21 protein-coding genes and 1 tRNA gene are annotated in these 26426 nt (G+C 61.0%); 13 read left to right on the forward strand and 9 right to left on the reverse strand.

The genetic code is table 11. From position 1 onward, the window contains the following. Window positions 1-110: 110 nt before the first annotated feature. A complete protein-coding gene (locus tag C4J85_RS03345) occupies window positions 111-515 on the reverse strand; it encodes a serine kinase/phosphatase (RefSeq protein WP_124408989.1) in 405 nt (134 codons plus the stop codon). A 139-nt stretch (window positions 516-654) separates the two neighbouring features. Here C4J85_RS03345 and can point away from each other — a divergent pair, with 139 nt between their 5' ends. Continuing rightward, window positions 655-1299 carry a carbonate dehydratase gene (gene can, locus C4J85_RS03350; RefSeq protein ID WP_124361159.1) on the forward strand — a complete coding sequence of 215 codons (645 nt, stop codon included), beginning with the start codon at window positions 655-657 and terminating at the stop codon, window positions 1297-1299. Between the two features lie 98 nt (window positions 1300-1397). On the opposite strand, the gene C4J85_RS03355 is transcribed toward can, so the two are convergent. From C4J85_RS03355 to C4J85_RS03365, 3 genes are all read right to left on the reverse strand, one after another. Beyond that, window positions 1398-2567 carry a hypothetical protein gene (locus C4J85_RS03355; RefSeq protein ID WP_124408990.1) on the reverse strand — a complete coding sequence of 390 codons (1170 nt, stop codon included), beginning with the start codon at window positions 2565-2567 and terminating at the stop codon, window positions 1398-1400. A 122-nt stretch (window positions 2568-2689) separates the two neighbouring features. Continuing rightward, window positions 2690-4390 (reverse strand): acid phosphatase, encoded by a 1701-nt coding sequence (acpA, locus tag C4J85_RS03360; protein ID WP_124408991.1) that lies wholly within the window; start codon window positions 4388-4390, stop codon window positions 2690-2692. Window positions 4391-4521: 131 nt separating this feature from the next. Next, window positions 4522-5940 carry a short-chain fatty acid transporter gene (locus tag C4J85_RS03365; RefSeq protein ID WP_124361165.1) on the reverse strand — a complete coding sequence of 473 codons (1419 nt, stop codon included), beginning with the start codon at window positions 5938-5940 and terminating at the stop codon, window positions 4522-4524. Between the two features lie 185 nt (window positions 5941-6125). Between C4J85_RS03365 and C4J85_RS03370 the strand changes: the two genes are divergently transcribed. Both C4J85_RS03370 and C4J85_RS03375 read left to right on the forward strand, forming a co-directional pair. After that, window positions 6126-7415 carry an MFS transporter gene (locus tag C4J85_RS03370; protein ID WP_124408992.1) on the forward strand — a complete coding sequence of 430 codons (1290 nt, stop codon included), beginning with the start codon at window positions 6126-6128 and terminating at the stop codon, window positions 7413-7415. Window positions 7416-7562: 147 nt separating this feature from the next. Beyond that, the gene (locus C4J85_RS03375) at window positions 7563-8879 is read left to right on the forward strand and encodes a PAS domain-containing methyl-accepting chemotaxis protein (RefSeq protein WP_124365726.1); all 1317 of its coding nucleotides are present in this window, start codon (window positions 7563-7565) and stop codon (window positions 8877-8879) included. 59 nt (window positions 8880-8938) lie between these two features. Here C4J85_RS03375 and C4J85_RS03380 read toward each other — a convergent pair whose 3' ends face one another. The 3 genes from C4J85_RS03380 to ggt form a co-directional block, all read right to left on the reverse strand. Continuing rightward, complete coding sequence (locus C4J85_RS03380) at window positions 8939-9175, reverse strand: hypothetical protein (protein ID WP_124365727.1); 237 nt, start codon at window positions 9173-9175, stop codon at window positions 8939-8941. A 564-nt stretch (window positions 9176-9739) separates the two neighbouring features. Beyond that, on the reverse strand, window positions 9740-10549 hold the full coding sequence (locus C4J85_RS03385; RefSeq protein WP_124365728.1) for an AraC family transcriptional regulator: 810 nt from the start codon (window positions 10547-10549) through the stop codon (window positions 9740-9742). 141 nt (window positions 10550-10690) lie between these two features. Then, window positions 10691-12502, reverse strand: coding sequence for a gamma-glutamyltransferase (gene ggt, locus C4J85_RS03390; RefSeq protein WP_372240603.1), 1812 nt, complete (start codon window positions 12500-12502; stop codon window positions 10691-10693). A 197-nt stretch (window positions 12503-12699) separates the two neighbouring features. Between ggt and C4J85_RS03395 the strand changes: the two genes are divergently transcribed. Continuing rightward, entirely contained in the window at window positions 12700-17016 is a 4317-nt protein-coding gene (locus tag C4J85_RS03395) for an AvrE-family type 3 secretion system effector (RefSeq protein WP_124408994.1), read from the forward strand. A gap of 58 nt (window positions 17017-17074) precedes the next feature. Here the strand turns inward: C4J85_RS03395 and C4J85_RS03400 are convergent. Further along, window positions 17075-17151 (reverse strand) — tRNA-Met (locus tag C4J85_RS03400). Between the two features lie 212 nt (window positions 17152-17363). Further along, window positions 17364-17912 carry an RNA polymerase sigma factor gene (locus C4J85_RS03405; RefSeq protein WP_124361172.1) on the reverse strand — a complete coding sequence of 183 codons (549 nt, stop codon included), beginning with the start codon at window positions 17910-17912 and terminating at the stop codon, window positions 17364-17366. Between the two features lie 264 nt (window positions 17913-18176). Between C4J85_RS03405 and C4J85_RS03410 the strand changes: the two genes are divergently transcribed. Genes C4J85_RS03410 through sctS form a run of 9 tightly spaced genes read left to right on the forward strand, consistent with a single transcriptional unit; the run spans window position 18177 to window position 26424 of the window. Further along, the gene (locus C4J85_RS03410; protein ID WP_124365731.1) at window positions 18177-19241 is read left to right on the forward strand and encodes an HrpJ domain-containing protein; all 1065 of its coding nucleotides are present in this window, start codon (window positions 18177-18179) and stop codon (window positions 19239-19241) included. Then, entirely contained in the window at window positions 19238-21331 is a 2094-nt protein-coding gene (sctV, locus tag C4J85_RS03415) for a type III secretion system export apparatus subunit SctV (RefSeq protein WP_124408995.1), read from the forward strand. The genes C4J85_RS03410 and sctV overlap by 4 nt, the downstream gene beginning before the upstream one ends. 37 nt (window positions 21332-21368) lie before the next feature. Continuing rightward, the gene (locus C4J85_RS03420) at window positions 21369-22262 is read left to right on the forward strand and encodes an FHA domain-containing protein (RefSeq protein ID WP_164487680.1); all 894 of its coding nucleotides are present in this window, start codon (window positions 21369-21371) and stop codon (window positions 22260-22262) included. Continuing rightward, on the forward strand, window positions 22259-23617 hold the full coding sequence (locus C4J85_RS03425) for a FliI/YscN family ATPase (protein ID WP_124365734.1): 1359 nt from the start codon (window positions 22259-22261) through the stop codon (window positions 23615-23617). The genes C4J85_RS03420 and C4J85_RS03425 overlap by 4 nt, the downstream gene beginning before the upstream one ends. Further along, complete coding sequence (locus tag C4J85_RS03430) at window positions 23604-24032, forward strand: YscO family type III secretion system apparatus protein (protein WP_124365735.1); 429 nt, start codon at window positions 23604-23606, stop codon at window positions 24030-24032. The genes C4J85_RS03425 and C4J85_RS03430 overlap by 14 nt, the downstream gene beginning before the upstream one ends. Then, window positions 24029-24487 (forward strand): type III secretion system HrpP C-terminal domain-containing protein, encoded by a 459-nt coding sequence (locus tag C4J85_RS03435; RefSeq protein WP_124408996.1) that lies wholly within the window; start codon window positions 24029-24031, stop codon window positions 24485-24487. The genes C4J85_RS03430 and C4J85_RS03435 overlap by 4 nt, the downstream gene beginning before the upstream one ends. After that, window positions 24484-25497, forward strand: a complete 1014-nt coding sequence (locus tag C4J85_RS03440; RefSeq protein ID WP_124408997.1) for a FliM/FliN family flagellar motor switch protein — start codon at window positions 24484-24486, stop codon at window positions 25495-25497. The genes C4J85_RS03435 and C4J85_RS03440 overlap by 4 nt, the downstream gene beginning before the upstream one ends. After that, window positions 25494-26153 (forward strand): type III secretion system export apparatus subunit SctR, encoded by a 660-nt coding sequence (gene sctR, locus C4J85_RS03445; protein WP_124408998.1) that lies wholly within the window; start codon window positions 25494-25496, stop codon window positions 26151-26153. The genes C4J85_RS03440 and sctR overlap by 4 nt, the downstream gene beginning before the upstream one ends. Window positions 26154-26160: 7 nt before the next feature. After that, the gene (gene sctS / locus C4J85_RS03450; protein ID WP_104501569.1) at window positions 26161-26424 is read left to right on the forward strand and encodes a type III secretion system export apparatus subunit SctS; all 264 of its coding nucleotides are present in this window, start codon (window positions 26161-26163) and stop codon (window positions 26422-26424) included. The last annotated feature ends 2 nt before the right edge of the window (window positions 26425-26426 follow it).

Raw genomic sequence — 26426 nt, forward strand, 5'->3', positions numbered from 1 at the left:
TGACTGGCATTAGGGCTTGCCCCCGATGGCAGTGGTTCAGCCAATACATGAGTTGACTGACAAACCGCTATCGGGGGCAAACCCCCTCCCACATTTTGACCCGAGTTGGGTCAGCGTTTGCCGTTGAGCGGGTCCAGATCGGCCAGTTCGGCCTCATCCAACCCATTCCCACCGCCAATCTCATCTTCATCAACGATGCTCAGGTCATAATCCGCCGGGCTATCTTCACCTTCCTCCCGTGCATCTCGCGCGCCATCCTCATGGATCAGCGTTTCCGGGCTCATGTCATCATCGGTCGACTCATGGTCATCCGTCGAAGCCCCGGTCAGCCCGGCCTCGCGTACCCGTTCGTCGGGCATCAGGTGCTCGCGTTCGCCAGGTGGAAGTTCATCGCCGATTTCCGCGGTCTGGTCTTCTTCATCAAAATCCAGCTCGCGCATCGAACCCATGCGGTCTTCGTTATCATCAATCGGTTCGGGCTGCGTAGCGCCGTAGGGACGTCGTGATTCAGTCATGGCCAATCCTCATACTGTGGGGCTTATAGTGTGTGGACAGGCTTTGCGCCGCAAAGATTCAAGCTAATTTGCGCAAGGCGTGACCCGGACGAGGGGTTGTCAGTCACAAAACTGCGCATCATTCCTGAGGCTTTCCCTGATGAACGAACTACAAGACCTGCTAGATAACAACGAACGCTGGGCGGATGCGATCAAACAGGAAGATCCCGAATTCTTCGCCAAGCTCGCCCGCCAGCAAACCCCGGAATACCTGTGGATCGGCTGCTCCGATGCGCGTGTACCGGCCAACGAGATCGTCGGCATGTTGCCCGGTGATCTGTTCGTGCACCGCAACGTGGCCAACGTGGTGCTGCACACCGACCTCAATTGCCTGTCGGTGATCCAGTACGCGGTCGATGTGCTCAAGGTCAAACATATCCTCGTCACCGGCCACTATGGCTGCGGCGGCGTGCGCGCCGCGATGCAGGACCGTCAGTTCGGCCTGATCGACGGCTGGCTGCGCACCATTCGTGATCTCTACTACGAAAACCGCGACGTGTTGGCCCAGTTGCCCACCGAAGAAGAGCGCGTCGACCGCATGTGCGAGTTGAACGTGATTCAGCAGGTGGCCAACGTCGGCCATACCAGCATAGTGCAAAACGCCTGGCACCGCGGGCAGAGCCTGTCGATCCATGGCTGCATCTATGGCATCAAGGACGGCCGCTGGAAGAGCTTGAACACCACCATCAGTGGCTTTGAGCAATTGCCGCCGCAATACCGTCTGCGGCCGTTGGGCGAAGTCTAAGTCCGTTTACGCTCGCGCAAATGGGCGCCGCGCAAGACTCACCGAAGTCAGGGCCGATGGCTACTGTCAAATCTGACAGTAGCCATCCTGGGTGCTCCTCATAGCGCGGGCGGCGCGAGGGTGGGCGTTGGCGCTGCACCGCGCAGTTGCTTCAGCTGGGCCTTGATGGTGGGCGTGGCGCATTTGGCGTTGGCCTGCTCCGGACTCAGGTTGCGCACCGAGGTATAGAACAGTTCGCAGGTCTGCTCCTTGCGCGTGACCTGCCAGGTGTTCATGCACGCCTTGAGCAATACATTCGCGTCGCTGGCGGGTTTCTGGCCCATGCCGGCTTGCCAGCAGGCTGCGCTCAGATCCTGGCCCATCACTTTCAAGCCGGCCTCATCGGCCTTCTGCTCATTGCCGTCGTACGTGTCCGGGCTGGCGGCGTACCAGATGTAGCTTGGGTGGTTGGCGCCGAGCACCGAGACCGGCCTGCCCGGCTCCGGGTTGATCTGCGCCAGGCCCAGCACCGCCACCGTTTGCCCGTATTGTTGCTTGATCCAACTGCGCACCGGCGCGCCGAAGGCCACCATCGGCAACGAATCGCTGGGGCGCAGGCTCAGCTCCTTGACCATGCGGGTCTGGTAGTCGGTGAAGTAGCCGTAGACGGCTTCCAGGTCTTTACCCGCATTGGACGGCGCGGCGATGGGGGCGATATCGATGATGGTCTGGTAGGCCGGGGTTTCGCTGGCAGGAATGCCATTGCTGGTGAGCAAGGTCGCCCAGCGGTCGGTGGTGGCCGATTCGAGGTAATCCTGGGCCTGGGTCAGCGAATAATCCGGCGGAAAGTGCAGCAGCTCGATGCTTTTGCGGTTTTCCAGGGCCATACCCAGCGGCAGGAACAAGTACCAGTTATAGGCCCACTTGCCGTCGCTGTTGAGCTGGCTGGCACCTTGGTAAGCCAGGTCTGCGGTATCGAGCAGCGTGGTCAGGGGCTGGCCGTAACCGTCCGGCACGCCGCTGAAGGTTGCCGCAACCTGGCCGTCATGCACCTTGACGCTGACCTTGGCGCGGCTGTAGCCGTCACGTTGCAGGCTCTGGTTCAAATAGTGCTCAGCGGTCTGCTCCAGCGTCCAGGGCCGAAAACAGATCACGTTGCAGTTATTGGGAAACGCGAACAACTGGGTGACACGCTGTGTACTGCCCAACGGCACTTCGATGTCGGCCTGTACGACCGCACTGGCCAGCAGTGCGGCCAGGGTCAAGCACAGCCTGGTCGGTTTGAACATAATTGGTTCCTTGTCAGCGAAAGCCCGTCTGCGCGGGATGAAAGCCCACCCTCACACAGTAGCGGCTGACCGGGAAAACCGCGTGCTAAATCGCCGCGTGTGTCGCGATTGGATAAGTGAACCTACACGCTGAACTGCAAGGTATTGCTCAAATCCCCCATGGGTTTCTGGCCGCGCGCGATCATTGCGGCATCCCTTTGCTTGAGGCCGTCCAGGGTCTCCAGCTGAAACACGCGGGTGATCAAGCGCAGGATCGACGCGGTGTCGTAGAGCGTGTGGTCAACCGTGCCTTTGCGTGCGAACGGCGACACCACCAGGGCCGGAACCCGTGTGCCCGGGCCCCAGCGGTCGCCCTTGGGCGGTGCCACGTGGTCCCACCAGCCGCCGTTCTCATCGACGGTCACGACCACCACCATGTTGTTCCACTGCGGGCTTTCCTGCAGCAGCTTCAAGGCGCGGACGATATGGCGGTCGCCCGAGGCCACATCGGCATAGCCGGCGTGCATATTCAGGTTGCCCTGGGGCTTGTAGAAGGTCACGGCGGGCAGCTTGCCCGCTTGGGCGTCGGCGAAGAACCTGTTGGTGCTCGACTCATCGCCCAACCCGCCGTCGCGCAGGCGTTTGTCGCGCTCGGCACGGTTCTCGGGGCCCTGCTGCTTGAAGTAATTGAACGGCTGATGGTGGTACTGGAAGTTCGGAATCTTGGGAATACCGCCCGAGTCCTTGAATTGCTCCAGGGTGGCTTGCCAGGCGCCAGCGTACCAGGCCCAGTCGATGTTCTTTTTCGAGAGCTTGTCGCCAATGTGTTCATGGGTTTGCGGCACCAGCACATTGGGCAGGTCCGGTTTGGCGTAGTCCGGGTTCTGCGGGTCGCGGATCCAGGTCGGCCAGTAGGGCGGAGCCAGCGTGTTGACGGCGTAACCGTCCGGCGTCAAGGCGCTGGGGCCGAACTGCGGCGGACCGACCATGGCGCTGGCCGGCGAGGTGTCCAAGGGCTTGAGGCGCGTGTCGGCGGGGTCATCGCTTTGCAGCGTGGCGATCTGCGCCTTGGCCACCGATTGCGCGGCATTCGGGTAGATCGGTGCCGTGGCGCTGATCAGGTACTGATGGTTGAGGAACGAGCCACCAAACGCACCCTGGAAAAAGTTATCGCACAGCACAAATTCTTTGGCCACGTCCCACAGGCGCAGCGAATAGCGGCTCTGGGCGTAATGGCCCATCACCAGGCCACCGGAATCGCCCCAGGCAACGAAACCGTCATTCTTGCCGCCGTTGATCTGCATCTGGTTCTGGTAGAACACATGCCACAAGTCACGGGTCACCAGGCTCAGCGGTAAGTCCTGCGCATCCGGGCCCTTGAGGGCGAACGGGGCGTTGGGCAGGTTCTCCTGGAATTGCACGGCGCTCGGGTAGGTCACGCCATCCACGCTTTGCGGGCCTACCTGCAACACGCCGCCCCAGGTCGGGGGGAGGGTGGCCAATACGCTGCCATCGCGGTCGCGTTGTTGAACGTCAGCCACCGAAAGCGCCGAGAGAGGTTTCTCCAGCCCGGGGAAGTCTGCAAACAGATTGTTGAAGCTGCGGTTCTCGGCGTAGATCACTACGACGGTTTTCACATTGTCGCGTAAGGCTTTATCCAGCTCCTGCGAGGTGAGTGGGCGCGGCATCGGTTTCCCCGGTGCTTCGCCGGTATTGCCGCACGCACTCAAGGTCGCGCCCACGCCCAGTACCGCCGCGCCCCCGAGGAAGCGCCGACGACTGGTGTCGACCGGCGGTTGGCTTACGGAACCGGTGGAGGGGCGGTCTACGTGCTCGTCACTCATTGTGCGGGAGTCCTGGGCGAATGTTGCAAGATGTTTCGCAGGACGGTAGCAATGGAATGTGACGAAATTAAGGCAGCTGCAAATTTCAAGCTTCAAGCTTGAGGCTAAAAACTCGCAGCTTGAAGCCGCTTTTAAGGCATCACCGGCGGCAAATACGTCAACGTCGTCCCCAACGCCCACAGCAAGAACAACACCAACGGCGTGTGCACCAGCAATTGCACGAACGAAAACCCGATCAAATCCCGCGCCTTCAGCCCCAACACGCCCAGCAACGGCAGCATATAGAACGGGTTGATCAAGTTCGGCAGCGCTTCGGCCGCGTTGTAGATCTGTACCGCCCAGCCCAGGTGATACTGCAAGTCATTGGCCACTTGCATCACGTAAGGCGCTTCGATGATCCACTTGCCGCCGCCGGAGGGGATGAAGAAGCCCAGCACTGCGGAGTACACGCCCATCAGCAGCGCGTAGGTGTCGTGGGACGCGATGGAGGTGAAGAACAGCGAGATATGGTGCGCCAGGGTCTGGCCGTCGCCGCCTTTGACCACGGTCATCAGCGCCGCGATCGAGCCGTACAGCGGGAACTGGATCAGCACGCCCGTGGTGGTCGGCACGGCGCGGGCCACGGCATCGAGGAAGCTGCGCGGGCGCCAGTGCAGGAGCGCACCGACCATGATGAACAGGAAGTTATAGGTGTTGAGCCCCGAGATGGCGCTGATCGCCGGTTTGGTCGAGAACTCGTGGAACAACCAGCCGGCCGCCAGCAGCGCCAGCAGAATAGTCAGCAACGGGCTGTGCTCCAGCCATTCGCCGGGTCGGGTCGGCGCCTGCGGCTTGGGCAGGTTGAATGCCGGGTCGACACCGCAGGCCTTGGCATCCCGCGCACTGTTCGGGCCTGGCGCGGTGGCGTAGGCGATGATCAGCGACACAATGATCAGCGCCAGCAACAGCACGCCGGATTGCCACAGGAAGATGGTCTCGGTAAATGGGATCATCCCGGTGATCGCCAGGATCGACGGCGGCAAGCTGGCCGGGTTGGCCTGCAACTGCGCGGCCGATGACGACAACCCCAGCGCCCATACGGCACCCAGGCCCAGGTAGGCCGCAGCGCCGGCGGCGCGGTAGTCCATGCGCAAATCCGTGCGCCGGGCCAGCGCCCGTACCAGCAAACCGCCAAACACCAGGGACAGGCCCCAGTTGAGCAAGGAGGCCACCATGGAAATCAACGCGACCCAGGCCACCGCCGAGCGGCCGTTCTTCGGGATGCGCGCCAGGCGGTCAATCAGCTTTACCGCAGGCGGCGAACTGGCGACCACATAACCACCGATCACCACAAAGGCCATCTGCATGGTGAACGGGATCAGGCTCCAGAACCCGTCACCAAAGGCTTTGGCGGCTTCGCTGGGCGCAGCGCCCATGCCCAGGGTCGCCACGGCGACGATGATCACGGCAAGCGCGGCGAACACCCAGGAGTCCGGGAACCAGCGCTCGGCGAAGTTGGAGCAACGCAAGGCAAATCGGGCATAGCGGCTTTCTTCGATAGCATCGGCCACGAGTCTTTCCTCTTGTATTTATTATGGGGATGGCAGTTTTTCGGCATGTTCCTCCAAGGTCATTGATTTGGGAATGTAGTTATCTTCATTGATCAATGAGTAAAACAAATATATCCGTCGCGATTGCCATCATCCGGTTCAACTCATAACCTGCACGCCATTTTGTTTGTCTGCCGAGCCCGTACATGACTGCCACCTTTTCGTCACAGGCGCAGCGTTTTTCCCGCTCCGACTACAAAACCCTGGGCCTGGCCGCCCTCGGTGGCGCCTTGGAAATCTACGACTTCATTATCTTCGTGTTCTTCGCGCTCACCCTCAGCCAACTGTTTTTCCCCCCGGAAATGCCCGAGTGGCTACGCCTGCTGCAAAGCTTTGGCATCTTCGTCACCGGCTATCTCGCGCGCCCGCTGGGTGGCATTATGATGGCGCACTTTGCCGATCACCTGGGACGCAAGCGCGTGTTCAGCCTGAGCATCCTGATGATGGCCTTGCCCTGCCTGCTGATCGGCATCATGCCGACCTACGCGCAAATCGGCTATTTCGCACCGCTGATCCTGCTGGCGATGCGTGTATTACAAGGCGCCGCGGTGGGGGGTGAAGTGCCCAGCGCCTGGACCTTCGTCGCAGAACACGCGCCGCGCAGCCATCGCGGTTATGCCCTGGGTTTTCTGCAAGCCGGCCTGACGTTCGGCTACTTGCTCGGCGCACTCACCGCCACCCTGCTTGCACAGGTCTTCACCCCGGCCGAGATTCTCGACTACGCCTGGCGCTTGCCCTTCCTGCTCGGCGGCGTATTCGGCGTGATCGGCGTATGGCTGCGCCGCTGGCTCAGCGAAACCCCGGTGTTCCTCGAAATGCAGGCCCGCCGCCAGGCGGCTGCCGAACTGCCGCTGCGCACCGTATTGCGCGATCACCGCGCCGTGTTGCTGCCGGCGATGATCCTCACCTGTGTGCTCACGTCGGCGGTGGTGGTCCTGGTTGTCATCACCCCGACCATGATGCAGAAAACCTTCGGCATGAGCCCCAGCCACACCTTCGCCTTGAGCGCGTTGGGGATTGTGTTCCTCAACATCGGCTGCGTGCTGGCTGGCCTGCTGGTCGACCGCATTGGCGCCTGGCGCGCGGTGCTGGTCTACAGCCTGCTGTTGCCGGTGGGGGTGTTTATCCTGTATGCCAGCCTGATCAACGGCGGCGTCTGGCTGGGCGCGGCGTATGCCGTGGCCGGCTTGAGCTGCGGGGTGGTGGGCGCGGTGCCGTCGGTGATGGTCGGACTGTTTCCGGCGCATGTGCGCGTATCGGGAATTTCCTTCACCTACAACATCGCCTATGCGCTGTGGGCGAGTACTACGCCGCTGCTGCTGATTGCGTTGATGCCCACTAGTCCGTGGATTTGCGTGGGCTATTGCGTAGTGATGGGGGCGGTGGGAGTGGGGAGCGTGGCGCTGTTCGGCAAGCGCCACACCTTGGCGGGCTGAGGTTCAGGTCAGAAAGTGCCAGGGCAACAACGCGCCGACCATCATCGAGACCGGAATATAGTTCGGCCAATGCCGCAAGCCCTCTTCAGAAAAGGCCAGCTGCGCCGATGCAGGTTAGACACCCACCTCACTTGCCATCGGTGCCCCATGTTCAATACCCGCCTGAAGCAGGAGCTGTCGGCTCTTCGCGAAGAATTGTCGAGCTTGCTCCAGGTTAAAGAGAGCCTGGAAAACGAAATGCTGTGTCTGACGCTCGGTCCTGATGGGCGGGTGGAGTGGGCGAATGCCAACTTCCTGCGGGAGCTGGCCTACCCGTTGGGCGAGATTGTGGGGCGGCCGATCGAAGACCTGACGCCGGCCCACATCCGCCAGAACGAATTCCAGTTGCGCTTCAAGCATGCGCTGGCGCGTGGCGAACACTTCGCGGGTGCCGTGCGCTTGATGCGCGGTAGCGGCAAAGAGGCGTGGCTACGCTCGATCCTACAGCCGGTGCGCAGTTCGGACGGGCGCCTTCTGCATTTTGCGATGTATTCCAGCGACCTCACGCGCACCATCGAGAGTTCGCGTGAACATGAAAACCTGATCACCGCGCTGATGCGTTCCACCGCGTTGATCGAGTTCGACCTGGACGGGCAGGTGCTCACCGCCAACGACCGCTTCCTCAACGCCATGGGTTACAGCCTGGCGCAGATCCAGGGTAAACATCACCGTATGTTCTGTGAACCGCAGGAATACAACAGCCCTGAGTATCAACAATTCTGGAAGCGCCTGAACGCCGGCGAGTTCGTCGCGGCGCGCTTCAAACGCGTGGACAGTCATGGCCGCCTGGTGTGGTTGGAAGCCACCTATAATCCGGTGGTTGACGCCAATGAGCGGCTGTACAAAGTGGTCAAGTTCGCCACGGTGATCACCGACCAGGTCAACCGCGAGCTTGCGGTGGCCGAGGCCGCCAACATTGCCTACAGCACCTCCCGGCAAACCGATGACAGCGCCCAGCGCGGCACCACTGTGGTGACCCAGGCGGTGGAGGTGATGCGTGATCTGGCCGAGCATATGCAGCGGGCCGGCGAAGGTATCGAGGCCTTGAACGCCCAGTCCCAAGTGATCGGCAGCATCGTCAAGACCATCAGCGGCATCGCTGAACAGACCAACCTGCTGGCGCTCAACGCGGCCATTGAAGCCGCACGGGCCGGTGAGCAGGGACGTGGCTTTGCGGTGGTGGCCGATGAGGTGCGGCAATTGGCTTCTCGGACCAGCAAAGCCACCGAAGAAATTGTCGGTGTCGTGCGTCAGAACCAGGACATGGCCCGCGACGCAGTAGCCTTGATGGTCGGCGGCCGCCAGCAAGCCGAACAAGGCCTGGCGCTGGCGGCGGAAGCGGGCACGGTGATCGTGGAGATTCAGGATGGCGCGCAAAAAGTGGTGAGCGCCGTCGGGCAATTTGCCAACCAACTGACGAACTGACTGATTAGGGTTTCTCTCTCAAAAGCACGCTCCAGCTCCACATTCGGTTCGTGGTGTTTTCAGGTACGCGGCATGCAGTCGATGGTGCGATTTAGCACGGTCTTGGCGATCTCCAGCAAATGCCACACGGCGTGGATCTTGGCTCGGTCGTGGGGTTGCAGATGGTCGCAACAGTCCCATACGGTTGCCGATGCGCTATGGATCAGATGGGAAATATAAAGTTGGGCGTCTTCGAAGCTGAGCTCTTCATTGACGACGAGGCAATCCATGGGTGGATCGGGAAGTGCTTTGGTCATGGTGTGGCTCCTATTGAACAAGGGAGCGACCACCAACGCTGCTAAACGTAGGGTGGCAGCTGTACGCGGGTTAGCAGACCGGTCAATAGGAAACCAGCGCACCCGAAGGTGCCCCACGCACAGCCGCCATAATGCAGTGTGAACGTGTGCCTATTGAACTCAGGCTGCTAAACCCGATCACTGAAATTCAGTGACGGACCGAAGACTAGCCATCGATTCCAACAGGCACAAGGCGGCGGGGATTGTCTCGGAAACGTCCTGCAATTTAAAGGGACACGGCTTGCTGGCCCTTTACAAACCATGACCAAATGCCAGCAACGCCACCTTATCCAAAGTGTGGGAGGGGGCTTGCTCCCGATAGCGGTGCGTCAGCCAGCCTAACTGGCGCTGATACACCGCCATCGGGAGCAAGCCCCCTCCCACATTTTTGAATGCATTCCAAGTCAAGATCGTTCCCACGCTCCTGCGTGGGAATGCAGCCCGTGACGCTCCGCGTCACCTGTGCGCTGGCGGGACGCGGAGCGTCCCAGGAGGCATTCCCACGCAGAGCGCGGGAACGATTAATCAGCGCCCTAGCATCTTCACCCACCGCGACGGCGGCATGCCGTAGGCGCTGCGAAATTGCCGGGTCATGTGGCTTTGGTCGGTGAAGCCGGCGGTCATTGCCGCATCCACCAGTGGCAGGCCCTGGGCCAACAATTGGCGCACCAGGTCCAAGCGACGCATGGTCAGGTAGCGGTAGGGGCTGGTGCCGAACAGCAAGCGGAAATCCCGCGACAATGCCCAACGGTCGCGCTCGGCATGCTCGGCCATTTCATCCAGGGTGATGCTGCGGCCCAGGGCGCTGTGGATAAATTCCCGGGCGCGCTCAGCGGCGATGTAGTCAAAGGATTTGCGGTTGGCGATTGCGCCGCAAGCCTCGCTCAGCGCCTGGGCCAGGTCGAACATCGCGTCCTGCTCCTGCATCGGGTCGATCGGGCAATCCAGGCTTTGCAGCAACACCTCGCTGGCGCGATGCAGCCGAGGGTCGGTGGACACACCGCCGGGTATGAAGGGCAACGGCTTACCGCCGAGGATCTGCTGGATCAGCGCCGGCTGCACATAAATCATCCGGTACTTGAAGCCTTCCGTGCTGCCAGCGCGGCCGTCATGGACTTCATCGGGGTGAATGACCATGGTGGTGCCGGGCAAGCTGTGGGTCATGCCGCCGCGATAATGAAAACTCTGCACGCCGAACAACGTGCGGCCGATGGCGTAGGTGTCATGGCGATGGGGGTCGAACGCAAAACCGGCAAAGTACGCCTCGATACGGTCCAGGCCGCTGGCGTGCGGGGCGCGGTGCAGCCAGTCGAGGGTGTGGGTAGGGTTGCCCATGGTGACTTGTCACAAAAGGAGGTGGAAACACGTTAACCCAGTCTGTATGCCTTGTCTGCCGGGGTCTTGTACGATCGTGCAGAGGCTGGCGAGCCTTGGCAGGAAGCCTTGCTTTCAACTCGCCGCGCCACACAGGGCGGGTCAATCGCCCAGTGCTTCGCCTTCGCGCCGTGGGTCTGCACCACCGCTGAGTGACACCTTGCCCTGAGCATCCCGTGTGCGAACGATCGCCTGGACGCCGCTGGTCATATCGATCTCGCTCAGCGCATGGCCCTTGCTCTTCAATGCCTGCTTCACGCCCGGGCTGAACAACCCGGCTTCCAGTTCGGTGGCGCCGTTGCGGCTACCGAAATTGGGCAGGCTGATCGCAGCTTGCGGGTCGAGTTTCCAATCGAGCATGGCCACCAGTGATTTGCTCACGTACTCGATGATCTGCGAGCCGCCCGGCGAACCCACCGTGGCCAGCAATTCACCGCTCTGACGATCGAACACCAGCGTCGGTGCCATGGCCGAACGCGGACGCTTGCCGGGCTGCACGCGGTTGGCGACGGGCTGGCCGTTTTCTTGGGCAATGAACGAGAAGTCGGTCATCTGGTTATTGAGCAAAAAGCCCTGCACCATCACATGGGAGCCGAACGCTGCTTCCACTGTGGTGGTCATCGAAACGGCGCCGCCCTGGTCATCCACGGCCACCACTTGTGAGGTGGAGATACGCAGCGGCGATCGGTCTGGCGCGTAGGCTACCCGGATGCCCGCCGGTTGGCCTGGCTTGGCCACGCCCATGCTGCGTTCACCGATCAGTGCGGCGCGGTGGGCCAGGTAATCGGGGGCGATGAGACCTGCGACCGGCACCGGCGTAAAGTCCGCATCGGCCACGTAAAGTGCACGGTCAGCGAAGGCCAGGCGCCCGGCTTCAGCGATCAGGTGCACGGCCTCGGGCGTCGGTTCAAGCCCGGCGGGCGAGGTGCTCCGGATTGGCGTCATCGGCGCGATGGCCAGGCGTGGATCGCGGGTCTCCAACGCTTGCAACGTCCCGAGGATTTGCGCAACGGCGATCCCACCCGACGATGGCGGCGGCATGCCACACACCTTCCAGTGTTTGTAGTCGGTACACAGCGGTGTGCGTTGCTTGGCGGCGTAGCCCGTAAGGTCGGCCTGAGTCAGGCTGCCAGCATTGCGATTGCCTTGCACCTTGCGCGCGATCTCATCGGCAATCGGGCCGTGATACAGCGCATCCGGCCCTTCCTTGGCGATGCGTTTGAACACCTTCGCCAGCGCCGGATTCTTCAACAGCGTGCCGGTGGCTTTTGGCGACCCATCGGCGTTCAGAAAGTAAGCGGCCATGTCCGGCGATTGCGCGATAAAACGGTCCGCCGCGATCAAGCTGTGCAAGCGCGGGGAAATCGCGAAACCCTGTTCGGACAAACGAATCGCCGGTTCGAACAGCTTGGCCCATTGCAGATGGCCGTGCTGCTTGTGCGCCATTTCCAGTGCCCGCAATACCCCTGGCGTGCCCACCGAGCGCCCGCCAATCTGCGCATCGGTGAATGCCATCGGCGTACCGTCGGCGTTCAGGAACAACCGTTCTGTCGCCCCGGCCGGGGCGGTTTCACGGCCATCATAGGCGTGCACGTTTACACCGTCCCACAGCATGATAAAGGCGCCTCCGCCGATGCCGGAGGACTGCGGTTCCACCAGCGTCAGCACCGCTTGCATGGCGATCGCCGCATCGATTGCCGAGCCGCCCTGGCGCAACATCTCGCGCCCGGCTTGGGCGGCCAGCGGGTTGGCGGCGGCGGCCATATGACGTTCGGCGTGGCGGGGGGTGAGGTCGGTGCGATAGCCCGAACCCAGCTCCGGGGCGGGCGGTGGTTCATTGATTGCGGTGTGGCAGCCGGCCAGGGCGAGGGTGGTGGCAACGATTGCCAGTTGACGGCGGGAAATAAAAAGCACGCGCTGAACTCCGTTCATCTTGAGAATGATCTGGTCTTCCTGTCGGCAGACTTTAACGCACTAAAGACGGGGAGGGACGGGCGGGCTGTTTTTTCTGGCTGAGCCCGTCGAGGCCTGGTTTTATTCCACGACGCTGGAACCAAAGCCCCGTAAACGCTCACAGCATTACTGGTATTAAGCTATTTCTGGAGCCAGTTATGCACAGAAGACTAGACAATTTTCCCCACGCGCAGCTCAGTGTTATCGACCACTCCTCCACACCCGGCAAGGCTGCGGTGCCCACCCAGCAGTCACCCCGCTATCAATCGTTGACCCCCACCTCAATGCTGTTCGATATCCGCCTCAAGGACGGGCAACTGGAACCTGACACGACCAGGGTGGCACGCGATATCGCTCTTCATCTCAACGCGCCAACCAAACACTTTGTCGCCGATGGCGCCAGCGCCGCAGGCACCTTGCGTGTCAGGGATGGGCGAGATTACCTGTTTCATATTCAGTCTACGCCCGCTGTCGCGGCGGTATTCAAAAGCAGCGTGCCCGATCCTGTCGGCGGCGACGGGGGCGTTTCGTCTTTTGACAGCCCTGGTCGCGGGCATTTGGCAAGCGTCAGCGGTGTACAGACGACGGTCGACGGCAAGCAGTTTCGTCTGGACGAACAGCGCCTGTATCGCTTCGAACCTCTCACCCTGTCGTGGTTGCCCGACCCCGACAACCAGGCCTACAGCCGTATTGGGCTGACCGGTGAGGGGCACTTGTCGAAAACACCCCAGGGGGCGCTGGACAGCAGTGCGCAGGGGCGCAGCTCGGTTGTATTGAGTCAGGGTCAGGGTGCGCCGGTGGTGCAGATTCAAGGTGCCGGGGCGGCGGATGTACGTCCGGTTGATGAGACCGGCGCGCCTGTACAACTTACCCGAATCGGTTTGGCCGGCAGTACGCTGTATGGGGCCACGGCCGACGGCGAACTGCTGCGCGCGGATGTGCGCATGGCTCGGGACGGCGTGTTGCCGATGGCTGCGCAATCGCTCGAATCATTGGAGCAGGCGTTAAAGGGCGCTGTGCGTGTCGAAGGTTTCTTCCATGATGATGCCGGGCAGCTCAATGCCCAGGTTCGCGATGCCCGGCAGCAACTGCACAGTGTCCCCGTGGATAACGCAAGCGTGCCGCGCCCTCAGTGGAACCTGAGCGATGTGTGGGTCAAGGGCATCGAGAAAGGTCTGCCGTTGCCCAGCCAGCAGGCGCTGACGACCGCAGTCGACCTGGGCCCTCGCGGCAAGGTTGCGTTTGACGCAGGCGCGTTGTTGAGCTGGGACGCGGCTGCGCAACGTTGGGATCACTCGGGGCTGCAGGGCGTCACACAGCTGGAGCGAGGGTTGGACGGACGTGCCTATGTGCTGCAGGAAGGGCAGCTCAAAGCGGTGACCCTGCAAAAGGTGCGTGACCCCGTCTTCGAGGGGGCCAGCCATGAATTGAGCGCACTGCCCAAGCCGCGTCCTCAAGTGTCACTTGACGAGGTGCTGGCGGGCGATCCTCAGCGCCCTGTCACTGGATTCGCTGTCGCTGACGGTCGCAACTTTGTAACCGTCGATAAAAACCATCAGCTCCAAGCCTGCGTGGATGGGGTGGTCAACTCGTTACGGCTTTCCCCCGCGCTCGCCATACAAACCCTGGCGCTCGATCATGAAGCAAGTCTTTATGCGCACACCCAGGCGGGCGAATTGTTCAAGGCGGATCACCACGCCTGGCAGGGCTGCGACGGTGCCGCGCCAAGCTGGACCCAGGTTGAATTGCCGCAGGGCCAATTGCTGGATTCCTTGCGGATGGGGGCTGATAAGCATCTGGTTGGCGGATGGCATAAACAGTTCCATCGACTCGATAAGGCGGCCTTGGGCGCAATGGCGTGGGGGCCGTTGGCAGTGGCGGTGCAGCGGCCCTCATTGGCCGATACGTTATCGGCCGCTCAGATGCGCAAGCCGATGGCAGGAGGCGCGCTGACGGCTACAAGCACGGTCGTGGGGCAAACCCGTGAAGGCGTGCCGCTCCAGCGCAATTTTTTCCAGGGACTCAACGCGCACTTTCATCCTCTGGAAGCCATCAGTGAGAAAGGCAAATCCATTCAACATCACGTAAACGGGCGCCGGGGGCTGGAGCACGTTTACGCTGACGATAAGCAACTGCACCAGCAGCTCGCATCGCTTTCCAAGAGCAAGCCGGTTGCCGCTGACCTGAATGCGCGTCTCGCCGCCCTGTGCGAGCCCGGGCCGCGTCAGGCATTGGCCATGCGGATCAGCCAGGCGTTGACGCAGGTAACAGAAAGCAGCCAATCGAGCGCCCGCCTGTTAGGAGACGTACACGGGCTGGCGTTTGACCCACGGCCCACGCTGAGCCGAGCGCTGACGAGCCCTGAGTCGACGCTGCACCAACTGCATGAGGCATTCAAACGGGTTGCGCCTTCATCGGAGCCTTCAACGGCAGGCCTGCTGGCCAACTTCGAAGGTCAAGGCTTGACACTGCCCAAGTGGAAACCTGAGCGTAAACGCGATCTCGACCACCCTTCGGCTCTCGTAGAGGGCGACCTTATTCACCATGCCAATACGCTCAAGCAACTAAACGACCTGGCCAAGGAACTCGACAGCATTACTGGCCACAGCCCCAGTGCCTTGAAAAGAATCGAAGCGTCCATGGGCACTGTGATGAAAGGGTTTGATGACAGCCCTGTCCATAAACTGGCCAGCCAGAAAGTCGCCAGTTATAGCCAGGCGGAATCCCTGTATGACAATTTCAAGCTATTGGCCAAGGACCTTGGCACGCCGGGGTCTGCCTTGCATTGGCATCTTTCGGGCCTGCTGGGGTTGCCCGCCGATGCGTCCATTACGCAGGCAATGACACACCAAGTGCAGCAGATGGAAAGTGGTCAAACCCTTAACCCCAGCCGAACCCAGGGCGAAAGCCTGGGGCTGATGGTGACCGGTATAAAACCTGCGCCAGCCGTAGAGTTTTTTCTGGGAGCCTCCAAGTCTCATACGCATGGTGTGAGTATCACCCGTACCGACAAGGGAGCCAGGGTCCAGATCAGCCGCGACGATATGCGGCGCCTGGCCGGCTCCGTGGCCACGGGGGCGACGTTAGGTCGCGGGGACGGTGCAGTGGGGCCCGGCCTGAGGGTTGCCGGTGAGCTGACGGCCGCCGTTGTGAAGAACACTGGATCGAACATCAGTTTCGATGTGAAGGAGTCGGACTTCGGCAAGATGATGTCGATACTGATGGGGCAGTCCGGGGGCTTCCACGACTTATTGGCGCTGGGAGAAAAAGGCGCAGTTGGCGAAAGCTCGAAACTCAGTGCTGACGTTAACCTGGATGGGCTCGCGCAACTGCGTTTGATGTACAGCCCGCAGGAAGACATCGCCGAGTTGGACTCAGTGATACGCGCCGGGATTGGAGTGATGGGTAACCTTAACCTTGCGCACATGGATAAAAGCCAAGCCACCACGCGCTCTGCGACGGGCACCAGCCGGGACCAGGCAAGCAGCGCGCAGTGGCTGAGGCAGGGCGGCGTGGGGGCCAACTTTGCGCCGATCAGTACGTTGGCGTTGGCGGGCAGTGCCGGGGCCGGCGGGCCGGCGACGGTGGTTGCGGCCTCGGCGGACGTATCGGTCATGGTGAAATTTGACCGTGGGCAGTCACAGGCCTTCAGCTTTTCTTTCAAGCCGCCGCAGCCAGTGACTCAATCTCAGGTCGATGATATTCACAGCAGGCTGTCACTGTATTCCCCCCAGTTCAAACGGGACTTGGCCGCCGCCGACCCGTTGGGCGCGCAGGGCTCCCCAAAAGAACAACTGGCCAAGTTGCAGCAGTTTCTTTCCACTCATCCGGCGTTGGCGACAAAGCCGGACGCTTATTACGCCATCAGTCAGTCGCTGGACACGTTGATGACCCAACAAGACTTGACGAACAAGGGGCTGCAGCAGTTGGCATCGGTCGAGTCTTCCGTCACGCGCGTGGGGTTACGTGACAACGGGCGGCATGCCTGGCTGGACGATGTGGCGCTGGCCAATAAGGCCGCCATCGGACAGTGGCTTACGGATGACCCGCAGTTTGCTCAGGTGATCGATCAACTGCAGCGGGGTGAAGGGACTTCAGTGAAGCTTGGCATGGAACTCAAGCCAGACGTTCTACGTACCATCGAGCGCAGCCTGCTTGCGGGCGCAGATACCGAGTCGCTGATCAAGCAGGCACTGGGAGATCCGAACAACCTGCGCGTCAAAAGCATGAGCATGAGCTACACCGCGAGCCAGTCCCATGGCATGTCGGTGCCAGCCATGATGAATCTGAGTTTTTCCAGCAGCGCGGCCCTCAGCTATACGCAAAAACAGGTCAACGTCGACTTCGAGTACGGGGTGGATGCGGATAAACCGCTGCGGATGAACTTGAACGATACGCTGAGCAGCCAGCCTGGCCATGACCTGACGATTGACCTGGGGGACCTGCGCATAAGGACGCCGGCTTCCACCCCCTGAAAGGTAAACAGCGGGCATAAAAAAACGGCCTACCTTTCGGTAAGCCGTTTTTAGTACTTGGTGGCTACACAGGGACTTGAACCCCGGACCCCAGCATTATGAATGCTATGCTCTAACCAACTGAGCTATGTAGCCAAGTGGCGCGCATTATTCGCGTAGAACGGGAATGCGTCAAGAGGTTTTGTTAAGTTTTTTCTACGCTTTCAACTGTTTAACGAAAAACAGGCTGATTGGCGACGAGCGGCGGGGGGCTCTTCAGGCTGCGATTCTCGGGCGGTCGCGCCCATCAAGCGTCAATCGTGTTGGGCAGATATCCCTTTCGCCCAACGGTGTTGCTGTGGCGAGACTTACGGCAACGGGTTGCGCGTCACGCGTTTGAGCTGTTCGCGCGCTCGCGACAAACGTGAGCGTACCGTGCCGATGGGGATGTCCAACGCATCGGCGGTGTCCTGATAGCTACCATCGGTCTCGAGCGAAGCGTAAAGCGTTTTGCGCATTTCTATCGGCAGGTGGTCGATGGCGTTCAGAGTCTTTTCAAGCCGTCGGTTGACTTCAAACTCCCAGTCCAGGCTGTTGTGTTCTTCCTGGCCATGCCACAACGATTCATCGAACTCGCAATGCACCGGTTTGGCATACATGCGCCTGAAGTGGTTGCGGATCAAATTCTGCGCAATTCCGCACATCCAGGTGCTGAGTGTGGCCTGCCCGCTGAAACGCTCTCTGTTGCGCCATGCTTCCAGGTAAGTCAATTGCAGCAGATCGTCAGCATCTTCAGGGTTGAGCACGCGTTTATGAATGAAGCGTCGCAGTTTTTTTTGCTGGTCGTCCGTCAGCTGGACCATGAACTGAGGCGAATTGCCGACGAGGTGAACTAGATCGCCAATAGGTATTTTCATGTTGTTTTTCCTCCGGGAAGGCTCGATCGAAATGGTTTCGATAGGGACCCCTTTTGCACCGGCTGTGCCAAATAGGAAAAACACACAACTTATTGATTTATATAGATATATATTTTTTGTTAGGGGTTTTTTGTGCCGTAACTTGCAAAGAAGACGATCTGGGTGTGCGGGTATTTTCATACCCCTCGCCGTGAAATGTTTTGATGGAACTGAACCGCAGCGGCTTGCCACATAGGGACACAAACTTCCCATTCTGGCCCGCCCATGAAAGTCGAATCCTTCAACGATGTGCAGCAGATCCAACCTGCGGACAAGCCCAGTGTGAGCACTGTCGATGTGCCAATCCGTTCGCAGGGCTTAGATGACATCGCGCAGATTTTCAGCGAAGAAGTGGCACTCAACGCACAGGCCCTGGGCCGGCGATCCATTGGCGCAAAAGTTTCGCCTGTCGCAGAGTTCGTGCAGCTCTATGAACAACTGGGTCACCCCGGCCTGGCCACGCTGGAAACCGTTGTTCGTCGGCTTCGGTTCGAGTTGCTGCGCAAGCCCACTGTCGAAAAATTGGTAAGCCATGCCGGTGGTGACCCCGCGCGTGCCTTCGTGGTGCTTCAATTCATCGCCAACGAAGCGCAAACCAATGGGCTGACAGTAGAAGAGGGCCTGGCGCGCGGGGCCTTGAAAGCGCTGAGGCAGGATTTCGGCGGGCACATCCAGGCAGGCCTGAATATCGCCTTGGCATTGAAGGAGGCCAGCGCTGACCCGCAGGAGCGTCAGGACGTACGTGCGCTTTATTACGCCTCCGTGGTCGTTCGCCAATCCTTGGCGTTGATGCTGCAGACGCTGTTGAAGATGTACGGCTTAACGGCGTTTCCCAAAGGCGTCGACCTGATGACTCAGGCGCTGAACAGCGATATCGCGGCGCACACCCAGTCGGTGCCCACGGAAAAATTGCACCTGCTGCTTAAGGGGTTGGCGCAGTGTCGTCAATTGCGCTCGGTGCTGGGCAACTGTGATGCGTTGATCCGGCGCCTGAACGTCGATCTGGAGGCGGTGGATTTATTGCAGCGTTTTCTGGGTTATGCCAGTACCGGTATCGATGCGGCCGAGGTGCAAAGGCTGGCCACTGAGTTTGGGGGGACGCTGCTTGCCGCTCGTCTGCGCTCGCTTAATGAATTGGCCACGGAAGTAAAAAGTCTGCCCAAGGACTGGTGGCTTGATGCGCAATCCCAGGCATCTGCCGTGAAAGCGTTCAAGGACGTCATGGTTGAGTGGGCGCGCGAAGAGCGCGGTCATCAGACATTTCCCGGCGAGACGAGGACGTCCGGGTGACACTGCTGTCATCGGTCAATGGCGTGCTGCTCAAGGTGGCGCGGCGTGCCGAAGTGCTCGGCGCGGTGGTGGTCCTGGCCATCGTGTTTATCTTTATTGTGCCGCTGCCCACTTGGCTGGTGGACATCCTGATCGCGTTGAACATCTGTATTTCCTGCTTGTTGATCGTACTGGCGCTGTACTTGCCGGGGCCGTTGGCGTTCTCGTCGTTTCCATCGATCCTGCTGTTGACCACCATGTTTCGTCTGGCCCTGTCGATTGCCACCACACGCTTGATTCTGCTGGAGCAGGACGCGGGCGACATTGTGGAAGCGTTCGGTAATTTCGTGGTGGGCGGCAACCTGGCGGTGGGGCTGGTGATCTTCATGATCCTGACCATCGTCAACTTCCTGGTGATCACCAAAGGTTCGGAGCGGGTCGCCGAAGTGGCTGCCCGCTTCAGTCTGGATGCGATGCCGGGCAAGCAGATGTCGATCGACAGTGACCTGCGCGCCGGGTTGATCGATGGTATGCAGGCTCGTGACAAACGCGAGCAGTTATCCCGCGAAAGCCAGCTTTTCGGGGCGATGGACGGGGCCATGAAGTTCGTCAAGGGCGATGCCGTTGCCGGTCTGATCATCGTGGTCATTAACCTGCTGGGAGGCTTTTCTACCGGCATGTTCCAGCACGGGATGAGCGCGGGCGAGTCGATGGCGCTGTATTCGGTACTGACGATCGGCGACGGCCTGATCGCACAGATTCCCGCGTTGTTGATCTCCCTGACGGCCGGCATGATCATTACCCGAGTGGCGCCGGACGGACGCAAGGGCGTCACCAACATGGGCGCCGAAATTGCCCGGCAGATGACCAGCGAACCCAAGAGCTGGATGATCGCGTCGGTGGGCATGTTGGCCTTCGCCACGCTTCCCGGCATGCCTACCGTGGTGTTCATTCTGATTTCGCTGATGACCGGCGCCCTGGGTTACTACCTCATGCGCCAGCGTCAGCGCGAGGACTCCCCGGCGGCGTCGGACGAAAAAGCGGTGCGTCCGGAAGAGAACGGCAGTGAAGACCTGCGTGGCTTCGACCCGTCACGGCCGTATCTGCTGCAATTCAACAGCCAGATGTACGGGGCCCCCGAGGTCATCGACATCGTGCAAAAAATTCGTCAGGCCCGAAATGCGCTGGTCGCCAATATCGGGCTGACGCTACCCCCGTTCGAAGCCGAGTTCAGTGAGGCGCTGGCCGTCGACGAGATGCGCTTTTGCGTGCATGAAGTTCCGACCGTGACGGCAACCCTCAGCGACCGTGTTGCGGTTGAATACGCCTCCTTGGCGCAGCCCCCGGACAGGGGCGATAGAGGCCTGGCTGAGCGGGACGAGGCGGACTGGTTGTGGCTCGACCCTGATGATCCATTGCTCGATGACCCCCAGATTGAGCGTTTCAGCGCCCAGAGCCTGATCATCGAACGGATGAAGCGGGCGATGTTGCTTAGCGGACCGCGGTTTCTCGGCATTCAGGAATGCAAGTCGATCCTCAGTTGGCTTGAACACAACCAGCCGGAGCTGGTGCAGGAGCTGCAGCGCATCATGCCGCTTTCGCGCTTTTCGTCGGTGCTGCAGCGCCTGGCGAGTGAGGGTGTGCCATTGCGCGCCGTGCGTTTGATCGTCGAGTCATTGATCGAGTACGGCCAGCATGAGCGTGAACCGGATGCCCTGGCCGATTACGCACGGATCGCCCTCAAGTCGCAGATTTTTCACCAGTACAGCGAAGCCGATGGCCTGCATGCGTGGCTCCTGTCGCCACAGACCGAGAACATCCTGCGCGAAGCGTTGCGCCAAACCCAGAGCGGGGTGTTTTTCGCCCTCGATAACGACAGCAGTGCGGCCTTGGTCGGGCTGCTCAACCAGGCCTTTGTGCTAAGGCCGAAAACCAAGAGCGTGCTGCTGGTTGCCCAGGATCTGCGCAGCCCGTTACGGGCGCTTTTGCTGGATGAGTTCAACCATGTGCCGGTGATGTCTTTTGCCGAGCTGGGGAGCAACTCCAAGGTCAAGGTATTGGGCCGTTTCGACCTGGGCCAGGACGAACCAATGCGTGGGGCGGCGGCATGAGCGCGTTATTTTTATCCGGATCGAGGGTGGCCCCATGATGTTCGAGCTGCGGGTGCTGGATGGTATGCATCAAGGCGCCGCGCTGCCGTTGTTTGGTGAGCAGTGGGGCGTGGGTGCCAATTCGGACGCTGATCTTCTGTTGAACGATCCCGGGGTTGCCAAGCATCACGCACGTTTGCGCTTGGCCGATGGCCGGTGGTCGGTGCAGGCCGAGGCGGGGCTGCTTAAAAACAGCGATGGGCAAGTGCTGGCGCAGATCGGCGAGCTTGCGCTGAACACGGTCTTTTTGATCGGCCCCGTTCGCTTGTGCGTCAGCCCTGCCGATCAGCCCTGGCCACAGGCACCCGCGCCTGCGGCGCCTGAGCCTGCGGAGCAGGCGCCGCTCGCGTTGAAACTGTCATCAATTCCATCGTCCCAACAAAAGCGTTTGCTTAGCCTGGTACTTGCGTTCGCCGTGCTCATTGCGGCAGCCGGCATCATCTTTAGCGGCGAGCGCAAGGCCCAGGCATCGCTGATGCCGGTAGTGGTTCAGAAGCCCGAACTGGGCTCGCCCTTTGAGGTGCGCCAGCAATTGCTGAAGATGCTCAGCGAGCGGGAACTGACTTCACGGGTCAGCTTGCAAGTCATCAATGGGCAGATTTCCCTGAGCGGTGATGTTTCCCAGGAAGAGGCGGACTTGGTCGCGCGCATGCTTGACCGCTTTGCCGGGCAGTTCGAAACCGCTGTGCCGGTGATCAGCCGCGTACGCACGCGTGACGGAGCACTGCCGTTCAAGATCGTGCAGATCATCAGCGGACCGAACGGCCACGTTGTGCTGGAAGAGGGCACCCGGTTGTTTGTGGGCGACGAAGTCAATGGCCTGCGCCTGGTGCTGATCGATAACAGCAAGGTGGTGTTCGACGGTGCGCAGCGCTATGAGGTGCGTTGGTGAGCGGCGCGTGGCAAGAGCGTCTCCAGGCTTGGCAACGCAGTCAGTCGGCGGCGTTGGACAGCTTTGCGCCGGTCACGATGCGCGGTCGCATACAGCGCGTCAACGGCATGCTGATGCAGTGTCGGCTGCCCCAGGCGCGCATCGGCGACCTGTGCCAGGTTGAAAAGCAACCGGGCGATTACATGCTCGCCGAGATCATTGGCTTCGATCAGCAGGATGCGGTGCTCAGTGCCCTGGGGAATCTGGAAGGCGTGAGTGTGGGCGCCAGCGTGGAGCGTCTTGGTGTGCCGCACAGGGTACGGGTGGGTGATGACCTGCTGGGCCAGGTGCTGGACGGTTTCGGCCGGCCGATTGCCGGCAACGGTCCCAGTGCGTTCGCCGAAGCGGATACGCCCGACGCAACCCCGGTGTTGTGCGAGGCGCCGTTACCCACGGAGCGGCCGCGCATCAACCGCGCATTGGCCACGGGGGTGCGATCGATCGACGGCCTGATGACGCTGGGAGAAGGCCAGCGCGTCGGGCTGTTCGCGGGGGCAGGCTGTGGCAAGACTACCTTGTTGGCCGAGATCGCCCGTAACGTGGACTGCGATGTGATCGTGTTCGGTTTGATCGGCGAACGGGGCCGAGAGTTGCGCGAGTTTCTTGACCATGAATTGGATGACCAACTGCGGGCCAAGGCGGTGCTGGTGTGCTCCACCTCTGACCGTTCCAGCATGGAGCGCGCCCGCGCCGCCTTCACCGCGACGGCGCTCGCCGAAGGTTTCCGGCGCAAGGGCCAGCGGGTGCTTTTGTTGATCGATTCCTTGACGCGTTTTGCGCGAGCCCAGCGTGAAATCGGCCTGGCTGCCGGCGAGCCGCTGGGGCGGGGCGGTCTGCCGCCTTCGGTGTACAGCCTGTTGCCGCGCCTGGTGGAACGGGCGGGGTTGACGCGTGACGGCGTGATCACGGCCATCTACACGGTGTTGATCGAGCAGGACTCGATGAATGACCCGGTGGCCGACGAAGTTCGCTCGCTGCTGGACGGCCATATCGTGCTGTCACGCAAGTTGGCCGAGCGCGGCCATTATCCGGCCGTGGACGTGCTGGCCAGCCTGTCGCGGATTTTGACCAATGTCTGCGAGCCCAGGCATATCCAGGCCGGTACGGCTTTGCGACGCCTGTTGTCGGCCTACCAGCAGATCGAGCTGATGCTCAAGCTGGGTGAGTACCAGGCAGGCAATGATGCCCTGACCGACATGGCGGTAAGCAGCCGCCAGGCGGTGGATAGCTTCCTGCGCCAAGACTTGCGTGAGCCTTCTGCGATCGACACGACGATGGACCAACTGACGGAGCTGACTGCCTATGTCCCATTCTGAAACGTTGCCCGGTGAGATCGAAACCCTGCGGCGGTTGCGTCGGTACCGGGCCGATCGTGCCGAACGTGCGCTGCGCGAGGCCAAACGATCACAGCAGGCATTGGTGGCGCACATCCAGCAGGCCCAAGACCTGCTGGAGAAAACCCGTCAGGAAGAGGAACGCCAATGTGCACAACTGTTGAGCGAGCACCAGGGGCAGGTTGTGAGCGTTCAGGCGCTGAAGTCGTGGAATCGCAAGGAACAAAGCCTGTCTGCCGGTACCCGGCGGGAAGAAGGCCAGGTGCAACAGCTGCAAGGGCAGCAGGAACAGCGTGAGGTGGAGGTAGGTATCGCGCAGAAGCACGTCTCCCAGTGCCTTCGCCAAGTAGAAAAACTGCAGGAATTGGCCAATTTACTCACGCAGGAACCGCTATGAACGCTATTTCAGCCAACACGCCTGAACGCCAACGCCGACGCGACCCTCGCGAGGACCGTGTCCACGAGGTGGGCGCCCCAGTGCCTTGGGAGCAACGGCAGCTCTTTACCCAATTGTTCGGTGATGACGAACAGGATTCGGGCCGTAGCGCGTCTCAGCCCGGAACCCGGGCCGGCGGTGATGTCGCCATGGTCGAGGCGTTGTCGGAGCAGTTGATACCTCGGCTGCAAAGCGGCTCGACGTGGCCGCTGACAGTGGCCATGTACTTGCCACGCCTGGGGCGGATCAATGCCCGTGTTCGTCGAGAAGGGGTGGGGTGGAATATCGAGCTTGAGGCGCAGCAGGACGCAACAGCGCGCTGGCTTTACGACGTACGGCACCAATGTGAGCACAGGCTCGCCGCGAGCCTGGCGTTACCGGTGGCGCTGTGCGTGGCGAATTCGGCGCCGGCATGATGTTGCCCTCTCTGGCCTTGCGCACTGTGAGGGCTGATGCAGTGGCTGCCCGGCGACGGCTGGGGCGTGGGTTGCACATGCCGTTCCAGGTGGCCGAACAGCGCGGTGAATTACGCCTGGAGCCTGGCACTGAGCCGGTTGGCGCTCAGTCGCTGTGCTTTGAAACCACCAGTGGGGTATTGGCGTTCAGCGAACCGGGGCCGCAATTGAGCTTGATGGGTGAGTGCCCGGTGACGTTGGCCCAGGCCGGCAACGATCCGGACTCCTGGTTCTGGGCATTGTTTCAGCACTACTTGAGCCCCCAGATACGTGACCTGTTCGGCTATATGCGGCTGCTGGAGACGGATCGGCCCGAGGGGTTCGGTTGCCGGCTCAGCGTGTCCCTGGGCGCCTCACGGGTCATGGGCTACCTGTGGCTGAGCGCTGGAAGCTTCCTCGCGTTGTGCGAGGCCGCCCCATGGCGCTCTGTCGCTGCACCCCTGCCGGGGCAGTTTCAACTGGCGATTGCCGTCACCCTGGGGCGCATGCGCCTGACCATTGCACAGGTACGCGGCCTGCGCGCCGGTGATGTGCTGGTCCCCGAGCTCGCGCTGTTCCAGGCGCAGGGCAGCGGTTATGTGCAGGTTGGCAGGCATCGGCTGCGGGGCAGTATTGACGATGAAAACGGGACTCTGTGCCTGACCCTTTCTTCTATCGAGGACACGTCTGTGGACGAGAATTTTGCGGCGCACGCCTACTCCGAGGATGCGCAGGATGAACCTGTGGTGGATATCTTTGGCCACGAGCCATTCGATGAGTTGAGCATGGCGCTGAATGTTCGCTGCGGCACGCTGAACCTCACGCTGGGCGAGTTGCGCAATCTGGGGCCTGGCTCGGTGCTGGGCATTACCGGTTACGCGCCTGGCCTGGCAGGCCTGTATTACGGCGACCGTCCCATTGGGCAGGGCCAACTGGTGGAAGTCGATGGCCGCTTGGGGTTGCAGCTGTCCCGCGTGCTTTTCGGTCGATGACAGTTCAGGGGCTGGACCCCCTCGTTCTCGCACTGTTTATTGCCACGCTGACGCTGACGCTGATGCCGATGCTGTTGATTATCTGCACATCGTTTTTGAAAATCGTGATTGTGCTGATGATTACCCGCAATGCCATCGGCGTGCAGCAAGTGCCGCCGAGCATGGCTATCAACGGCATCGCATTGGCCGCGACGCTGTTTATCATGGCGCCGGTGGGTTACCAGATCGCAGAAAGCCTCAAGATTTCTCCGCTGGACACGAGCAGCGTGCAGGGGGTGCTGCAGACAGGCGCAGAGGCCATCAAGCCGTTGCGTGCATTCATGCTGCGCAATCTCGACCCCGACGTGCTCACCCACCTGTTGGAGAATACCCACCGCCTCTGGCCCGCGCAGATGGCGCAGGAGGTGCAGCGTGAAGACCTGATCCTGCTGATTCCCGCCTATGTATTGTCGCAACTGCAGGCGGGGTTCGAGATCGGGTTTCTGATTTACATCCCCTTTATCGTGATTGACCTGATTGTCTCCAACCTCTTATTGGCGCTGGGCATGCAAATGGTTTCACCCATGACCATTTCCCTGCCGCTCAAATTGCTGCTGTTTGTAATGGTGTCCGGCTGGTCGCGGCTGCTCGACAGCCTGTTCCTTTCTTATCTCTGAGCTGAATATGGAACCGATCGTATTGTTCAAGCAGGGCATGTTACTGGTCGTGGTATTGACCGCACCGCCGCTGATCGTGGCTGTGGTGGTAGGCGTGCTGACCTCGCTGGTTCAGGCGCTGATGCAGGTGCAGGATCAGACGCTGCCGTTTGGCATCAAGCTGGTGGCGGTGGGTGTCACCCTGATCATGACCGGACGCTGGATCGGCGTGGAGTTGATCCAACTGATCAACCTGACGTTCGACATGATCGGCCGTTCGGCCCTCCACTGAGG

Origin of the sequence: Pseudomonas sp. R4-34-07 (assembly GCF_003852375.1) — a bacterium.
Taxonomy (GTDB): Bacteria; Pseudomonadota; Gammaproteobacteria; order Pseudomonadales; family Pseudomonadaceae; genus Aquipseudomonas.

What these genes read in the sequence shown, in the direction of transcription:
- C4J85_RS03345 (WP_124408989.1), bottom strand. Translation starts at nt 515, where the DNA reads ATGACTGAATCACGACGTCCCTACGGCGCTACGCAGCCCGAACCGATT.
- can (WP_124361159.1), top strand. Translation starts at nt 655, where the DNA reads ATGAACGAACTACAAGACCTGCTAGATAACAACGAACGCTGGGCGGAT.
- C4J85_RS03355 (WP_124408990.1), bottom strand. Translation starts at nt 2,567, where the DNA reads ATGTTCAAACCGACCAGGCTGTGCTTGACCCTGGCCGCACTGCTGGCC.
- acpA (WP_124408991.1), bottom strand. Translation starts at nt 4,390, where the DNA reads ATGAGTGACGAGCACGTAGACCGCCCCTCCACCGGTTCCGTAAGCCAA.
- C4J85_RS03370 (WP_124408992.1), top strand. Translation starts at nt 6,126, where the DNA reads ATGACTGCCACCTTTTCGTCACAGGCGCAGCGTTTTTCCCGCTCCGAC.
- C4J85_RS03375 (WP_124365726.1), top strand. Translation starts at nt 7,563, where the DNA reads ATGTTCAATACCCGCCTGAAGCAGGAGCTGTCGGCTCTTCGCGAAGAA.
- C4J85_RS03380 (WP_124365727.1), bottom strand. Translation starts at nt 9,175, where the DNA reads ATGACCAAAGCACTTCCCGATCCACCCATGGATTGCCTCGTCGTCAAT.
- C4J85_RS03385 (WP_124365728.1), bottom strand. Translation starts at nt 10,549, where the DNA reads ATGGGCAACCCTACCCACACCCTCGACTGGCTGCACCGCGCCCCGCAC.
- C4J85_RS03395 (WP_124408994.1), top strand. Translation starts at nt 12,700, where the DNA reads ATGCACAGAAGACTAGACAATTTTCCCCACGCGCAGCTCAGTGTTATC.
- C4J85_RS03405 (WP_124361172.1), bottom strand. Translation starts at nt 17,912, where the DNA reads ATGAAAATACCTATTGGCGATCTAGTTCACCTCGTCGGCAATTCGCCT.
- C4J85_RS03410 (WP_124365731.1), top strand. Translation starts at nt 18,177, where the DNA reads ATGAAAGTCGAATCCTTCAACGATGTGCAGCAGATCCAACCTGCGGAC.
- C4J85_RS03420 (WP_164487680.1), top strand. Translation starts at nt 21,369, where the DNA reads ATGTTCGAGCTGCGGGTGCTGGATGGTATGCATCAAGGCGCCGCGCTG.
- C4J85_RS03430 (WP_124365735.1), top strand. Translation starts at nt 23,604, where the DNA reads ATGTCCCATTCTGAAACGTTGCCCGGTGAGATCGAAACCCTGCGGCGG.
- C4J85_RS03435 (WP_124408996.1), top strand. Translation starts at nt 24,029, where the DNA reads ATGAACGCTATTTCAGCCAACACGCCTGAACGCCAACGCCGACGCGAC.
- C4J85_RS03440 (WP_124408997.1), top strand. Translation starts at nt 24,484, where the DNA reads ATGATGTTGCCCTCTCTGGCCTTGCGCACTGTGAGGGCTGATGCAGTG.
- sctR (WP_124408998.1), top strand. Translation starts at nt 25,494, where the DNA reads ATGACAGTTCAGGGGCTGGACCCCCTCGTTCTCGCACTGTTTATTGCC.
- sctS (WP_104501569.1), top strand. Translation starts at nt 26,161, where the DNA reads ATGGAACCGATCGTATTGTTCAAGCAGGGCATGTTACTGGTCGTGGTA.